18 protein-coding genes and 1 riboswitch are annotated in these 15,613 nt (G+C 38.6%); of the genes, 3 read left to right on the top strand and 15 right to left on the bottom strand.

Annotated features, from left to right (window positions below; genetic code table 11):
- Nucleotides 1-114: 114 nt before the first annotated feature.
- Nucleotides 115-579 carry an acyl-CoA thioesterase gene (locus AC1DUW_RS12010; protein WP_053347209.1) on the bottom strand — a complete coding sequence of 155 codons (465 nt, stop codon included), beginning with the start codon at nt 577-579 and terminating at the stop codon, nt 115-117.
- A gap of 139 nt (nt 580-718) precedes the next feature.
- Here AC1DUW_RS12010 and AC1DUW_RS12005 point away from each other — a divergent pair, with 139 nt between their 5' ends.
- Nucleotides 719-1,192, top strand: coding sequence for a hypothetical protein (locus AC1DUW_RS12005; RefSeq protein ID WP_477642608.1), 474 nt, complete (start codon nt 719-721; stop codon nt 1,190-1,192).
- Between the two features lie 112 nt (nt 1,193-1,304).
- Nucleotides 1,305-1,508 (top strand): hypothetical protein, encoded by a 204-nt coding sequence (locus tag AC1DUW_RS12000; protein WP_053347211.1) that lies wholly within the window; start codon nt 1,305-1,307, stop codon nt 1,506-1,508.
- Nucleotides 1,509-1,559: 51 nt separating this feature from the next.
- On the opposite strand, the gene AC1DUW_RS11995 is transcribed toward AC1DUW_RS12000, so the two are convergent.
- The 6 genes from AC1DUW_RS11995 to AC1DUW_RS11970 form a co-directional block, all read right to left on the bottom strand.
- Nucleotides 1,560-2,108, bottom strand: a complete 549-nt coding sequence (locus AC1DUW_RS11995; protein WP_053347212.1) for an SMI1/KNR4 family protein — start codon at nt 2,106-2,108, stop codon at nt 1,560-1,562.
- A gap of 23 nt (nt 2,109-2,131) precedes the next feature.
- Entirely contained in the window at nt 2,132-2,530 is a 399-nt protein-coding gene (locus AC1DUW_RS11990; RefSeq protein ID WP_477642607.1) for a hypothetical protein, read from the bottom strand.
- Between the two features lie 141 nt (nt 2,531-2,671).
- Nucleotides 2,672-3,127, bottom strand: coding sequence for a hypothetical protein (locus tag AC1DUW_RS11985; protein WP_477642606.1), 456 nt, complete (start codon nt 3,125-3,127; stop codon nt 2,672-2,674).
- Between the two features lie 165 nt (nt 3,128-3,292).
- Nucleotides 3,293-4,066: a succinate dehydrogenase iron-sulfur subunit gene (sdhB, locus tag AC1DUW_RS11980; RefSeq protein ID WP_053347215.1), complete on the bottom strand. Its 774-nt coding sequence runs from the start codon at nt 4,064-4,066 to the stop codon at nt 3,293-3,295.
- Between the two features lie 17 nt (nt 4,067-4,083).
- The gene (gene sdhA / locus AC1DUW_RS11975; RefSeq protein ID WP_053347216.1) at nt 4,084-5,835 is read right to left on the bottom strand and encodes a succinate dehydrogenase flavoprotein subunit; all 1,752 of its coding nucleotides are present in this window, start codon (nt 5,833-5,835) and stop codon (nt 4,084-4,086) included.
- Nucleotides 5,836-5,905: 70 nt separating this feature from the next.
- Complete coding sequence (locus AC1DUW_RS11970) at nt 5,906-6,514, bottom strand: succinate dehydrogenase cytochrome b558 subunit (RefSeq protein WP_053347217.1); 609 nt, start codon at nt 6,512-6,514, stop codon at nt 5,906-5,908.
- A 381-nt stretch (nt 6,515-6,895) separates the two neighbouring features.
- On the opposite strand from AC1DUW_RS11970, the gene AC1DUW_RS11965 reads away from it, so the two are divergent.
- Nucleotides 6,896-7,354: a YslB family protein gene (locus tag AC1DUW_RS11965; protein WP_477642605.1), complete on the top strand. Its 459-nt coding sequence runs from the start codon at nt 6,896-6,898 to the stop codon at nt 7,352-7,354.
- 62 nt (nt 7,355-7,416) lie between these two features.
- On the opposite strand, the gene AC1DUW_RS11960 is transcribed toward AC1DUW_RS11965, so the two are convergent.
- The 8 genes from AC1DUW_RS11960 to AC1DUW_RS11925 all read right to left on the bottom strand — a co-directional run.
- Nucleotides 7,417-8,649, bottom strand: a complete 1,233-nt coding sequence (locus AC1DUW_RS11960) for an aspartate kinase (protein ID WP_477642604.1) — start codon at nt 8,647-8,649, stop codon at nt 7,417-7,419.
- A gap of 90 nt (nt 8,650-8,739) precedes the next feature.
- Nucleotides 8,740-8,916, bottom strand: a riboswitch (Lysine riboswitch).
- Nucleotides 8,917-8,977: 61 nt separating this feature from the next.
- Entirely contained in the window at nt 8,978-10,750 is a 1,773-nt protein-coding gene (gene uvrC, locus AC1DUW_RS11955) for an excinuclease ABC subunit UvrC (RefSeq protein WP_477642603.1), read from the bottom strand.
- A 103-nt stretch (nt 10,751-10,853) separates the two neighbouring features.
- Nucleotides 10,854-11,174, bottom strand: a complete 321-nt coding sequence (gene trxA, locus AC1DUW_RS11950) for a thioredoxin (protein ID WP_328113193.1) — start codon at nt 11,172-11,174, stop codon at nt 10,854-10,856.
- A gap of 241 nt (nt 11,175-11,415) precedes the next feature.
- A complete protein-coding gene (locus AC1DUW_RS11945) occupies nt 11,416-12,393 on the bottom strand; it encodes an electron transfer flavoprotein subunit alpha/FixB family protein (protein WP_053347221.1) in 978 nt (325 codons plus the stop codon).
- Nucleotides 12,394-12,464: 71 nt separating this feature from the next.
- On the bottom strand, nt 12,465-13,238 hold the full coding sequence (locus AC1DUW_RS11940) for an electron transfer flavoprotein subunit beta/FixA family protein (protein WP_053347222.1): 774 nt from the start codon (nt 13,236-13,238) through the stop codon (nt 12,465-12,467).
- A gap of 144 nt (nt 13,239-13,382) precedes the next feature.
- The gene (locus tag AC1DUW_RS11935; protein WP_053347223.1) at nt 13,383-14,156 is read right to left on the bottom strand and encodes an enoyl-CoA hydratase; all 774 of its coding nucleotides are present in this window, start codon (nt 14,154-14,156) and stop codon (nt 13,383-13,385) included.
- A gap of 126 nt (nt 14,157-14,282) precedes the next feature.
- Nucleotides 14,283-14,870, bottom strand: coding sequence for a TetR/AcrR family transcriptional regulator (locus tag AC1DUW_RS11930; RefSeq protein WP_477642602.1), 588 nt, complete (start codon nt 14,868-14,870; stop codon nt 14,283-14,285).
- Nucleotides 14,871-15,075: 205 nt separating this feature from the next.
- Nucleotides 15,076-15,613 (bottom strand): AMP-binding enzyme (locus AC1DUW_RS11925; protein WP_477642601.1); only part of this gene is annotated, 538 nt, incomplete at its 5' end.

Raw genomic sequence — 15,613 nt, 5'->3', positions numbered from 1 at the left:
ACCCTCCTTGCCTTCACCAGCATAAAACCCGGAGTGGGTGTCTATTTAGTCAAGATATAGTATGTCAGCTGGGKCAAGGGAGTGACTCTTTTACTTGTCTAATTGAAACTTTATTTAAGAATGTTTGACCTTTGTTCGCGCCATACATTCCTTCATCTCTTCCGGCCAAGGAATCGGATTCCCAGTGGTTTTAGAGACTTGGACAATAGTTCCTCTACCCGTCAAGCAAACCGAACCATCTTGTTTGGTTCCCATGTAATGAATGTCCACAGAAGAATTCCCGACATGGGCCGCTTTTACATGGATCATCAATTGATCGTTAAAAAAAACCTGCTGGATATAATCACATTGTAAATCGGCAACAACCGGTATCTCATTGCTTCCATCCGATGTCCAATCCTTCATAAAACCCATGCTATTAAAATACTCAATTCGTGCTTCCTCAAAATAGGTAAATGGAACCGTATTATTCAAATGACCGAACATATCCGTTTCCGAAAAACGGACCTTAATTTCATGTTTAAAAGAAAAGTCGCTGCCCCATTCTTTTATATTATCGATATATGATATTCTGTTCAATCTGTGCACCCCCTTATAAAATGAATGACTATTCACTCATTTTATAAGAAAAAATAGATAATGGAAAGGATTTTATATTCTTATCCTGTAAATATGATGGATTCGACCACTTTATTATTTTACACAACACTATTTTCAATTGCAGATGGACGAGGAATTTACTAGCTTGAGAGCTATTAAGGAACTTCCTGCAGCTGCTGAATCAAGCATCAGAGAAGCATTAAAAGAATTTGAAAATGAAAAGCCCGCAATTGTTGAAGCATACATACACCCAAATAATAGCTTTATTGTATTAGATCCCGGATTGACCGATCACGATATCGTAGAAGAATGCACAGCTGATTTTGCTAATAAGACTATCGTTAACATCTATTACAACCACGATGAACATCTATATCAGATAGAACCTAAATCTGCAAATGAGATAGTTTGGTATCTCAGTCGTCCAGATGAATCCAATCAATTCAGCGTACTGAGTGAAATTTGGGATATCGATGATATGATTCCATTTACAAAATTTCAATTAGAAAAATCGTATCCGGTTCATAGACAACACATTTGTGTCATTTTTATGGGCCGTTTATTTAATTACCTCACTCTTTCTACTAAATAAGTATTATGTTGAAGTAGTGGATTTTAATATTTGTCCCCTCTTTTTCAAAATGTGACACAAAAGTGATGTCTTTCCATGCTATGCTTTTAACAAACGAATAAGGAGCTGTAATATGATTAAAAAATATGCTGTCATTTTACTTGCTGGCTTAATGTTAATTGGTTGTTCTTCTCAATCGAATGTAAAGGCATCTAAAGAAAAGACTTCTAAAGAAGTATCTGAAATAAACGATCCCGCAGACGTTATTTACGAAACAGACAAAACTAAAAATCCTAAACACAAACAAACAGTGATACTTGAAATCGAATCGAAATAATAAATAATAAGAGCGACTGCATTTAATTAGCAATCGCTCTTATTATTTATTTTACCTGGTGGTATAGTAGTTTTCAGCTGTGTAAATAGGCCAGTCCCAAAACACTACGCCTTGTGAAATAATGTAGCGGTCTAGGAAAATTTCGAAATTAAGATTTGGAGTTGCGAGTTCTGTAAACTCCAAAATGTTAAGGTAATTTGGATCCGAACTCTTTAGTTTTTCTGTATCTAATATGAGAAAACAATCTTCCAATAAATGTCCAATCGGAATCCCCAGTCCCTCCATTAACTCAAGTTCTTGAGCTTCCTTTACTTCATCTAAACTAAATAAATGAAGCCCGCCCCCTATGTTAATATCGTCTTCTTCGATCAATTCATATATTCTTGCCCCATTATGGAGTGTTAAGAATGCCTTGTAGTCTTCAGGAAGCTTGATGTTATTTTCCCTTTCAAACATTTCAATTTCAGTTGTCTGTATTGGAGCGTTAAAAGAACAAGAAACGTTACCAACTTCCCCTTCGTGTGATATTGTCTTCATTTGATTTTTGTTATTCAACAATTTTTTAAGTCCAGATAGGGTGTTATGCACGAAATGACTCATTTACTTATCCCTCCAAAATTAAATTAATATGCTTTCCACCAAGGAGATACTGTGTTCCAATGGAGATCTTCTGTCAACGGAAATACATTAGACATCGAATTCGTTCCGCCATATTCTAATGGCAATTCATGATGTGCTTGAAGCCCTGGCCAAGTTGCACCCCAGCCTGGATCTCCATATTCTTTAATATACCATGTCCTAAATTTTCTCTTAAGATTAGTATCCCTCTTAGTTCGTTTATCTTTTGGTACTACCTTTATATTAGCTTTTGTCGGAGTCCACATAGTCGTTTTATTGTGTGAATTGTATATTTCAGGATAAGCAACTGTCTTTAATATTGTTTTGCCGTAAACAACTTGCAGCGGTTGAAAGATATCAGTTGAGAAATCAAACTTCTCTGTTAGTCCTTCATCAAAGTACAATTCATGTTTGGCTGTGTAATCGTTAAATGTAGGACAACCAACCGGTGTTGTTATGTTTGGTGAACCTACATTAGTGACGCGACGATCTGTCCCCTCTAATGAAAACTTCGTAACAAACTCTGCCGTATCTTGTGAAACTCTTTACTCCACAATATCTTGGAATCCATACAGAAAGACTCTTTTATTGTCATGCTGGAACCAGTAAGGCTGTTTCACCTTGATTTGCAGTTCTGTGATCTTTCTCTTTGGGAAAGAGAATACTAACTTTCCTGCTTCCGTGATTTCCACCGGAACTTCTTTATTATCAACCTGCTTAGTCGGGTACGTTTCAATACGGCGACATTCTCCATTTTGGTCCTTGTATTGAATATCTAAAACACTCATTGAATATTCTGGGGATGGATGTAGTAGCAATGTATTCGTGTAGATATTGTTGGAGATATCCTGAGGAGTTGTTACATGAATGATTCCATACACCTCTGTTACACATTCGTTCTCGTTCTTTTCAGACTGACGAACCTCCAGGATAGCGTTAGGCTTGTTTTCTATACTAGAAGTTTGTTTTTCCGTATTTTTATAAACGAATAAATGACACAATTATAAGTCTTTAATAAAAAGAACCCCAGAAAAAACAATATAAAGATAATATCCCCACCATTAAAATCCGATATTTCTCACCTTAGATTTTAGATGTGAAGCTGTTCACATTTTTTTAGACAAAAAAAGAACCTATATCCTAAGATACAGGTTCTTTTCTCATTATTAAACTTCGTCGCTTCCGAAGAAGTTACGGAATTGTTGAATAGTAGTATCACGGTTTAATGCTGCAATCGATGTAGTCAAAGGAATTCCTTTAGGGCAAGACTGCACACAGTTTTGTGAGTTACCGCAGTTTGCAAGGCCCCCATCAGACATAATTGTATTTAAACGTTCAGCTTTGTTCATTGCACCAGTTGGATGTGCGTTGAATAAACGAACTTGTGATAATGGTTGTGGTCCCATGAAGTCTGAATTGCTGTTTACGTTCGGACAAGCTTCTAAACATACACCACAAGTCATACATTTAGATAATTCGTAAGCCCATTGACGTTTCTTTTCTGGCATACGTGGTCCTGGTCCAAGATTGTACGTACCATCGATTGGAATCCAAGCTTTTACCTTTTTCAATGAGTCGAACATACGGCTACGGTCGACTTGAAGGTCACGAACAACAGGGAAAGTACGCATTGGAGCAAGACGAACCGGCTGTTCTAATTGGTCAATAAGAGCTGTACAAGATTGTCTAGGTTTACCATTGATAACCATTGAACAAGCACCACATACTTCTTCAAGACAGTTCATGTCCCAAGCGATTGCTGTAGTGTGTTTTCCTTGTACTGTTACTGGATTACGACGAATTTCCATTAGAGCGGAAATTACATTCATATTCGGACGGTACGCTAATTCAAATTCCTCATCATAAGGAGCTGAATCCGGTGTATCTTGACGAGTGATTATAAAACGGACTGTTTTAGTCTCAGATTTAGTTTCAACCATTTTTTTGCTCCCCCTCTTTAATGTTTCGTAGTGTAATCACGTTTACGTGGTGCGATAAGTGATACATCAATATCTTCATAATGGAATTCAGGTGCTTGATCCAAGCCTTTGAATGTCGCCATTGTCGTTTTCATGAATTTATCATCATTACGTTCTGGGAAATCAGGTTTGTAATGAGCTCCGCGGCTTTCGTCACGGTTTAAAGCACCAATTGTGATAACACGTGCTAATTGCATCATGTTTTGAAGCTGTCTAGTGAAGGCTGCCCCTTGGTTGCTCCATTTAGCAGTGTCATTGATGTTAATTTTCTTGTAACGTTCCATCAACTCAAGAATCTTGTTGTCAGTTTCTTTCAACTTGTCATTGTAACGAACTACAGTAACATGCTGTGTCATCCACTCACCAAGTTCTTTGTGTAGAACATACGCGTTTTCATTACCATCAAGAGACATTACTGCATTCCATTTTTCTTGTTGTTGTTTTTCGTAACCATCAAACAATGAAGAAGGAATAGACTCTGAAGTTTTATCAAGGCCTTCAATATATTTAACTGCATTCGGTCCAGCAACTGAACCACCAAAGATTGCAGAAAGAAGTGAATTCGCACCTAAACGGTTACCACCATGTTGAGAGTAATCACACTCACCTGCAGCAAATAAACCTTTAATGTTTGTCATTTGGTCATAATCCACCCAAAGTCCGCCCATAGAATAGTGAACTGCAGGGAAGATTTTCATTGGAACTTTACGAGGATCTTCACCCATGAATTTCTCGTAAATTTCAATGATTCCGCCAAGTTTGATATCAAGTTCTTTAGGGTCTTTATGCGAAAGATCCAGGTAAACCATGTTTTCTCCATTAATACCAAGCTTCATGTTCATACATACGTCGAAGATTTCACGAGTCGCGATATCACGAGGTACAAGGTTACCATAAGCAGGGTATTTTTCTTCAAGGAAATACCAAGGTTTTCCGTCTTTATATGTCCAGATACGTCCACCTTCACCACGAGCAGATTCACTCATTAGACGAAGCTTATCATCTCCAGGGATTGCAGTTGGATGAATTTGAATGAACTCACCATTTGCATAATTTACACCTTGTTGATAAACAATGGATGCTGCTGAACCTGTATTAATCATTGAGTTAGTTGATTTACCGAAAATGATTCCAGGACCACCGCTCGCCATGATGACAGCGTCGCCAGGGAATGATTTGATTTCCATTGAAGTCAAGTTCTGTGCTACGATACCGCGTGCTGTTTGATCGTCATCGATAACAGCTCCAAGGAATTCCCAACCTTCATATTTCGTTACAAGCCCTTCTACTTCATAACGTCGAACCTGCTCGTCCAATGCATAAAGTAATTGCTGACCAGTTGTTGCACCAGCAAATGCTGTACGGCTATGTTGAGTACCACCGAAACGACGGAAATCAAGAAGACCTTCCGGAGTACGGTTGAACATTACGCCCATACGGTCAAACATATGGATAATCGATGGTGCTGCATCGCACATCGCTTTAACCGGTGGTTGGTTAGCTAAGAAATCTCCGCCATAAACTGTATCATCAAAGTGGATATATGGAGAATCCCCTTCACCTTTTGTATTTACTGCCCCATTGATTCCGCCTTGGGCACAAACTGAGTGAGAGCGTTTAACAGGTACTAAAGAAAATAAATCAACCTGTTGTCCCAGCTCTGCTGCTTTGATCGTAGCCATTAAACCAGCTAGACCTCCACCAACGATAATAATTTTACCTTTACCCAATTCTGTCACTCCCTTATTTCCATTAGCAAAGCTATGTTTTTCCTAATACTTATAAATGAACTCTATCTTCTTATACGAAAGCGAAAATTGCGCTAACCCCTACATAAGAAAGAAGAACGAAAACGATCAAAGTAACGTAAGTCATGATTTTTTGCGATTTTGGTGATACTGTTAGACCCCAGCTCACTGCAAATGACCATAATCCATTAGAGAAGTGGAAAATTGTCGAAATGACCCCAACTAAATAAAATGCAATCATAAATGGATTAGAGAAAATCTCTGCCATCATGTCAAAGTCAACCTCTGTACCTAATGCTGCTTGAATTCTAGTTGACCAAACATGCCAAACAAGGAAAATCAACGTAATGATTCCGCTTAGACGTTGTAAAAAGAACATCCAATTCCGGAAAAATCCAAATCTACCCAAATTATTTTTAGCCGTAAACGCGATATAAATCCCGTAAACTGCATGATAAATCAAAGGTAAGAAAATGATGAAGATTTCCAAGAAATAACGAAACGGTATGCTTTCTAAGAAATGTGCTGCTGAATTAAATGATTCCGGTCCCTTTGTTGCCATATAGTTGGTAACTAAATGTTCCAACAAGAACAGCCCGATCGGAATAACTCCAAGTAGTGAATGAAGTCTACGATTCCCAAACTCACGATTTTTTGCCACTAAGTGCCCCCCCTTAATTTGTGAAAAATCATGCAAAGATAAACTGGTGGCTACCTTTTATCTCCGCGTGAAAATAAAGTATAGAGTTTGAAACATCCCTATACTTTCTTACAATTATGTGACATGTCCATTTTACTCCTGACTTCTATGTGCGTCAAGAAAACGGATACAAGAATTCTCTTTTTCAGAATAGATTTTATTGGTTAGAATTGTATAATTTTTAATTGTTAAGATTATAACTTGGAGAAATTAGTAATTAATCTATTAATATCCCGGAATAATTTCTCATTTTTTCCCAATTACGATTGAAATAATAAAAAAACAGTATAATTTGCAAAAGAAAAACGTTTATAATAGATTTACAGAAAGAGGCGATAAACTATGAAAAAAAATATTGCTGCAGCGATAGAAGAAGAAGAAATTCAAACAGAAGAATCTCAAGTTCCAGCTTTCGGCTACGAATTAATCAGAGAAGTTTTATTGAACGATATTCTCGGAAAAGATTCTAATCAAATTCTCTATTGGGCAGGTAAACAGTTAGCGAGAAAATTCCCACTGAATGGCGAACAGGAAGTTGTTGCATTTTTCCAAAATGCAGGCTGGGGCCATCTTGAAATCATAAAGTTTTCGAAAACCGAGATGGAATTATCCTTAACAGGAGAAATAATCAGCCGTCGCCTAGATCTTTATCCTGACTGTCACTTCCAACTTGAAGCCGGTTTCCTTGCCGAGCAGTTTACACTGCAGAAAAAATTCTTAAGTGAATCGACAGAAGAAATCAAACGCCGCGCAAAAAAAGTGACATTTACCATTCAATGGGATCCTAGAGACCCAATCTAATGAGACCAAAAACAGACTTACCCTTTTTGTCGGAAGTCTGTTTTTCATTAGACTCCAAGCAATCAAACAAGCACTTTTGCATGCTGTCCTAATTTAAACGCTTCATGAAGTGCTTCGACTGCCTTCACCATTTCCTTTTCATTGACGACAGTTGAGACTTTAATTTCAGATGTGCTGACCATTTTCACTTGGATACCTGTGTTAGCCATCACTTCAAACATTTCGGCAGCCACTCCCGGATTAGATACCATTCCTGAACCGACGATAGACACTTTGGCCAATCCGCCCTCCGTTTCTATTCTATCGAATGCCAATTGGTCTTTATTGTTTTCTAGCACGTTTAAAACAGCTTCCGTATCTTCACTTTTTATGGAGAAAGAAAGGTTTGTTGTATCCTCTGTTGTCATACTTTGGATAATAATGTCAACGTTTATCCGGTTTTTTGCAAGTGTCATGAAAATTGTGGATAATGATCCTAGTGATCGAGGCAAACCATTCACTGTGACCCTTGTAATACTGTCTTCAAAAGCAATACCGCGTACAATTAAATTTTCTTCCATAGTTGCTTCCTCCTCAATGGTAGTTCCTGCTTCTTTCTCCATACTTGAACGGACTTCAAGCGGAATCTGGTGGTTTTTCGCATACTCAACAGCTCTTGGATGAAGGACACCCGCCCCTAGATTGGCAAGTTCTAGCATTTCATCGTAAGAAATAGATTGCAGTTTTCGAGCGTCTTTTATGTAACGTGGATCTGTTGTAAATACACCCGTTACATCGGTATAAATATCGCATCGGTCCGCATTTAATGCTGCAGCAATAGCCACTGCAGTCGTATCAGACCCGCCCCGCCCTAGTGTCGTGATTTCTCCATTTGCATCATTCCCTTGGAAACCTGCAACGACCACAATTTTCTTTGCCTGAAGCTGAGCTTGAATTCTCGAAGCATCAATGTTTAAAATCCGGGCATTCCCATGAACGGATTCTGTTTGCATGCCAGCCTGCCAACCGGTGAAAGAAATAGCTTCACGCCCCGCTTCAATTAAAGCCATTGTTAACAGGGAAATCGTGACCTGCTCTCCAGTCGTCAATAACATATCCATCTCTCTCTTGCTTGGATTTTTGGAAATATCTTGAGCCATGTAAACTAATTCATCTGTTGTTTTCCCCATAGCTGAAACAACGACGACTACCTCATTCCCATTCTCTGCTTCCTCGATTACTCGATTGGCAACATTTTTGATTTTCTCGACACTACCGACGGATGTCCCGCCAAATTTTTGAACGATTAATGCCATCCTAATGCACCCTCTTTATCTTTTTTAGGCAATAAAAAAAGCAATGAGAAATATCTCATTGCTGTGATCACGTATTTAATACAGTAAACACAGTGAGATAGCTCTCCAGGGTATACCCCCTGACAATCCGCCATTTATTAAATGTCAGACCAGAAAAACAAGGTATGAGTCTTGTCTTCCTTCGGCGTTATCCCCTTTCAAAACCTTTCATCGAAGCTCATACTTCTCCAGGTTTTTACTCTTGAATTCCGCACCTCTATCAGCACTTTTAAGTTGTCTAGTTGAAAATTCCTTCTTATCATAGCATAGAGAAATGTAGGTAGCAAGATTATTCTTGCAATTTTCTAACGATTCCTTCAGCTACTCCTTTTGGCATGCCTGCCTCTATAATTTGTTCTACCGATGCCTCTTTAATTTTTTTCAATGAACCAAAATGCCTTAACAATTGCTTTCTTCGTTTTTCTCCGACTCCAGGTATATCATCAAGCAGCGAGTGAACCGCATTTTTCCCGCGTAGCTGGCGATGAAACGTAATCGCAAACCGATGCACTTCGTCCTGAATTCTTTGCAACAAATAAAATTCCTGGCTACGCGAATCAAGCGGTACCAGTTCCAGTGGATTGCCAATCATCAATTGCGATGTTCTGTGCTTTTCATCCTTAATGAGACCAGAAAGCGGAATATCAAGACCCAGTTCATTTTCTAAAATATCTCGAACAGCCTCCACATGTCCCTTTCCACCATCAATAATGATTAAATCCGGAAGTGGCAGCCCTTCTTTTAAAACGCGTGAATATCTTCTGCGTACAACTTCACGCATCGATTCATAGTCATCAGGTCCCTGGACAGTTTTGATTTTATATTTGCGATACTCTCTTTTTTCCGGCTTCCCGTCGATAAACACAACTAAAGCGGATACCGGATCACTGCCCTGAATGTTCGAGTTATCAAAAGCCTCAATCCGATGCGGCGTATAGATACCTAATTGCACCCCAAGATTTTCCACCGCATTGATCGTTCTTTCTTCATCTCGTTCAATCAAAGAAAACTTTTCCTGAAGGGCTATGGCGGCATTTTTATTCGCCAATTTAAGCATATCCTTTTTCGATCCCCGTTTTGGATGAATCGTCTTCACACCAAGCAGCCCTTCAGCCATTTCCGCATCTACTGACTCTGGCAGCAAAATTTCCTTTGGTTTAAAGTGATTGGTAATCTCGTAAAACTGACCTAGGAATGTAAGAAGTTCCTGATCCGGTTCATCATACACTGGAAACAGGGAAACATCCCTTTCTATCAATTTCCCTTGTCGCACAAAAAATACCTGAACACACATCCAGCCTTTATCATAGGCATAGCCAAATACATCACGGTCGATAAAATCAGTCGTCATCATTTTTTGCTTCTCCATCGTGATATCGATGTGGGCAATTTTGTCACGGAACTCCTTTGCCCTTTCGAAATCAAGCTCTTCTGATGCCTCTAACATTTTTTCTGTCAGTTCTTTTTTTATCTCAGTATGGCCGCCGTTTAAAAATCGGTTGATATCATCCACCATTTTTTTATATACCTGTTCCTCTACATCATACACACATGGAGCCAGGCACTGCCCGAGGTGGTAATAGAGACAAACGCGATCCGGTAGGGTATTGCATTTTCTAAGAGGATAGATGCGGTCGAGTAATTTTTTCGTTTCATTGGCCGCAAAGGCATTCGGATACGGACCGAAATATTTACCTTTATCTTTTTTGACTTTTCTCGTAATGATTAGACGTGGATGCCGTTCAGCAGTCAACTTGATGAATGGATACGTCTTGTCATCCTTCAGCATGATATTATATTTTGGATCATGTTTTTTGATTAAGTTTAACTCTAAAATGAGAGCCTCAATATTTGACGAGGTAACGATGTATTCAAAATCGTCTATCTCATTAACGAGTCGGAACGTTTTCCCATCATGGGAACCGGTGAAATAAGAGCGCACACGGTTTTTTAATACTTTCGCTTTTCCTACATAAATGATCGTTCCCTGACGATCCTTCATTAAATAACAACCTGGTTGATCGGGAAGAAGGGCAAGTTTATTCTTTATTTGCTGGTTCATACATTCAGCCTCCTGTTCTCCCTTTTTACAATTAATTATATATCAAGATAGCGAAAAAAGCTTCAAGTCCACAGACTTGAAGCTTTTTTTAGCTATCTTAATATTAAGCGTGTTTTGCAATAAGTTCAGCAAGAGCTTCTTTAGGTTGGAAACCAACAACTTTATCTACTACTTCACCGTCTTTTAGGACGATTAATGTCGGAATGCTCATTACGCCGAATTTCCCAGCTGTTTCTTGGTTTTCGTCTACATCCACTTTTACGATTTTAGCTGTGTCGCCAATTTCAGTATCAAGTTCTTGAAGAACAGGAGCAATCATTTTACAAGGTCCACACCATGGAGCCCAGAAGTCTACAAGAACGACACCTTCGCTAGTATCAGTTGTGAAAGTTTGGTCAGTTGCATTTACAATAGCCATATATATATCCTCCTCAAATTTACTCAAATAACTAAAGACAGTATACCATTGTTACTAGAATCGATGCTAATATTTTGCTTCAGTGGTAGGATGTCCAAAAACAGAGTAAATATACAGGTTTCTTAGCTCTTCCTGATAGCTTAATAATTCATTAAAATTACAACACAAAAAAAAACAAGGCATTTATCAGCTAACTGTCAAATGCCTTGTTCCTTACCTATATTGTTTATACTTTAAATGCTTTCGATTACGCGTTCACTTTTAACTTTTTGAATTCTTCTGTTAGTAATGGAATGACTTCAAAAAGATCTCCGACAATTCCATAATCAGCTACGTTAAAAATGTTAGCTTCTGGATCTTTATTGATGGCAACGATAACTTTAGAGTTGGACATACCAGCTAAATGCTGAATAGCTCCAGAAATTCCGCAGGCAATATATAGGTCTGGCGTAACAACTTTACCCGTTTGGCCGATTTGCAAAGAGTAATCGCAATAGTCTGCATCACATGCACCACGAGAAGCACCGACTGCACCGCCAAGAACTTGAGCAAGTTCCTTTAATGGTTCAAAACCGTCTTCACTTTTTACGCCACGTCCGCCGGCAATGACTACTTTTGCTTCTGAAAGGTCGACCCCTTCACTTGCTTTTCTCACAACATCTTTAATAATCGTACGCAAGTCTTTAATATCTACACTTAATGTAGAAACATCACCAGAACGGGACTCATCTTTCGCTAATGGTTCAATATTGTTTGGACGAACAGTTGCAAACACAATTCCAGCTGTGACAATTTTCTTTTCAAATGCTTTACCAGAATAAATCGGGCGAGTGAAAACGATGTTTCCGCCTTCTTCTTCTATAGAAGTAACATCGGAGATTAAACCTGATTCAAGCTTACCAGCTAGTTTTGGCGCTAGATCTTTTCCTAGTGCAGTATGACCGAAGAAAATGCCTTCTGGTTTTTCCTGCTCTATGACAGCAAGCAAGCTTTGCGCATAACCATCTGATGTATATTGTTTTAATTGATCATTTTCAACTGCTACAACTCGGTCTGCACCATACTGGATCAATTCATTCCCAAAATTTTGAACACTGTCACCAACTAAAACACCTACGATTTCTCCGCCATCCGCTGCAAGTTTAGCCGCACCGATTGCTTCAAATGATACATTTCTTAGTGAACCGTCGCGAACTTCGCCCAATACAAGAAACTTTCTAGCCATTTATAAAAACCTCCTGTGCTCTATTTTATCTTTTTGTTGTGTGTAGTATATTTTGAAAAGAACCGCTTCTATTAAATTACTTTTGCTTCACTGCGTAATAATTGAACAAGTTCGCTAACTTGATCGCTAATCTCGCCGTTCAGCACTTTTCCAGCCTCTTTTTTAGCAGGAAGGTAGATTTCAATTGTTTTTGTTTTTGCTTCAACATCTTCTTCTTCCAAATCCAAGTCGTCCAATTCTAATTTTTCCAGTGGTTTTTTCTTCGCTTTCATGATTCCTGGCAAAGAAGGATAACGCGGTTCGTTTAATCCTTGTTGAGCTGTTACTAGCAATGGAAGAGAAGCTTCGATTGTTTCAGAATCTCCTTCAACGTCACGGATAACGCTTACATTTCCAGCAGCGATGTCCAATTTAGTGATTGTTGTAATATATGGAATTCCCAAAATCTCAGCAACGCGCGGACCTACTTGGCCAGAACCGCCGTCGATTGCTACGTTCCCAGCAATGATTAAATCAGCATTTTTACCTTTTAAGTATTCACCAATAATTTTGGCAGTCGTGAATTGATCGCCATTTTCTATGTCGTCTTCAATATTTATTAATACGGCTTTGTCAGCACCCATAGCAAGCGCAGTGCGCAATTGCTTTTCAGCTTCTTCAGTTCCAACGGAAATAACCGTTACTTCTCCACCTTGTGCATCACGAACTTGGATTGCTTCTTCTACAGCATACTCATCGTATGGGTTAATGATGAATTCTGCTCCATCCTCATTAATTTTCCCGTTAGAAAGTGTAATTTTTTCTTCTGTATCAAATGTTCTTTTCAGCAGCACATAAATGTTCACGATAATACCTCCCGAATAATTTGAGTTTTGAAGATTATGAATTTTTTAAACATACTACTTTGTATTCTACAGATTTCACCAAAATCCTGCATAATGTATAAAAATAAGTTATTAATTCACTAGTTTTGAAATGAAACACCACTACTATTTCCCTTTAAATATTGCTTCTCTTTTTTCGATAAAAGCACCAATTCCTTCTTTTGCATCAGCAGTATCGAAGGCTTGGCAGAATAGGACAGCTTCTCTTTCTACACCTTTATAGTAGGAATCATGCTTAGTATAATTTAATAGTTCAATAGTCGACTTTAATGCAAGAGGGCTTTTCTTAGCAATTTTAAAGGCTAATTCCTTCGCTTTCGGAATAAGTTCTTCATCTGTGAAGGCATGATTAGCTAATCCACATTGCACAGCTTGTACTCCTGTAATTGGCTCACTTGTAAATAGCATTTCAGCGGCCTTTGCCGTACCGACATAACGAGGTAACCGTTGTGTGCCAGCAAATCCAGGAATTAATCCAAGCTGTAGCTCAGGCAAACCTAGTTTTGCTCGTTCTGTTACTAAACGGATGTGACAGGCCATAGCCAGTTCCAATCCCCCGCCAAGCGCTGCTCCATGAATAGCTGCAATAACCGGTTTTGGAAAAGATTCAATTTTTTCAAATACAGATTGACCATTTTTGGTCAGTTTCTCGAAAGCTTTACCGTTTTCTACTTCTGTAAACTCTTTAATGTCTGCTCCAGCAGAGAAAAACCTACCTTCTCCATGAAGAAGGACAACCCGTACGTTCTCGTTCTCCTCAATTTGATCGAAGGCTTGTGACAGCTCTCTAATGATTACCGAAGACAACGCGTTTGCAGGTGCATGATTAATCGTTATAAAAGCAACATGATTCTCGATTGAAAGCTTAAGGTATTCCATATATATCCCTCCCGGCATGCTAGTCAAACTTTTTTGAAAATTCAATATGTATCACTTCCCCATAAAACTGGAAAGCTGATTAATCGATTTTTTTGAGGATGACTAAGCCACCCTCTATTAAAATCGTTAACTTTTCAAGCTGCATCCACCCAGTAGAAGGCGGTGAACATCTTTTGAAAGGTCTGAGAGTGAATACTTTTGCTCATTCATCACCCAAGTTGTCGCTGTTTCGTCAATCGTTCCAAAAATCATCTGCCTAGCAAGTAAATGATTTAAATCAGGCAGAAATTCGCCGTTCTCTTTTCCTTCTATAATGATCTGATCAATTAAATTTAAATATCCTCTTAACACATCATTAATTCTTAGGCGTAATTCTTTATTCGACTGTCTTAATTCCAACTGAGTGACGATTGCTAAATTCACGTCTTCTGAAAGGATTTGAAAATGTTTTTGAATGAGCACATACAGCTTTTCTGAAGCTGAGCTCTTTCCCTTAAGTTCTTCTTCAATCTGTTCTACAAAATAGCCCATCTTTTCATGAAATAATGATATTAAAATATCTTCTTTATTTTTAAAATAAAGATAAATGGTGCCATCCGCTACGCCTGCTTGCTTGGCGATTTTGGATACTTGTGCTTGATAATAGCCGTTTTGGGCGATGATGATAACGGCTGCATCAATAATTTGATTATACTTCGGTCTGTTGCTTTTCACTGGATGTCCCCTTTCAGAAAATGAATGAATCATCATTCATATTTCTATCATAAAATGGCGCCCCTTTACTGTCAAGCAAAAACTTCTTAAGGGTCCTACACTTTCCAATATGTTTATTGTACAACTCAGATCTTTAGGTTGTCCAGTTGTTCTGTAAAAACACGGAGCTATATGAACAACTGCTCCGTAAGAAGGTTAAGCTTCTTTACGCTTCTTTTCTTTCCTCTGATATTTTTTTCTTTTCTTCATCAATAAGAACTCTGCGTAATATCTTTCCAATCGTCGTTTTAGGAAGTTCCTCTCTAAATTCATAGCTGCGCGGTACTTTATAGGAAGCTAGACTCTTTCTCGCAAACTTATTCAACTCTTCTTCTGTCACACTTGCATCTTTTTTCAGAACGACATAGGCTTTGACCGTCTCACCACGATATGGATCTGGAATTCCTGCCACAACTACCTCCTGAATAGCCTCATGCTCATATAGTACTTCTTCGACCTCACGAGGGTAAATATTGAAGCCGCCTGCAATGATTGTATCTTTTTTCCTTTCGACTACATAAAAGAAACCTTGCTCATCCATGTAACCTAAATCGCCTGTAAGCAGCCAGCCGTTTTTAAATGTGTTTTCCGTTTCTTCCGGGCGATTCCAGTATCCCTGCATTACCTGCGGCCCTTTTATTGCAATCTCACCAATTTCATTCGGCGGAAGCTCTTCGCCACTTTCTAGTGACAGAATTACTGAG

It is taken from the genome of Peribacillus sp. P4_C12 (genome assembly GCF_056402095.1).
This window is presented reverse-complemented; position numbering and strand designations above follow the sequence as displayed.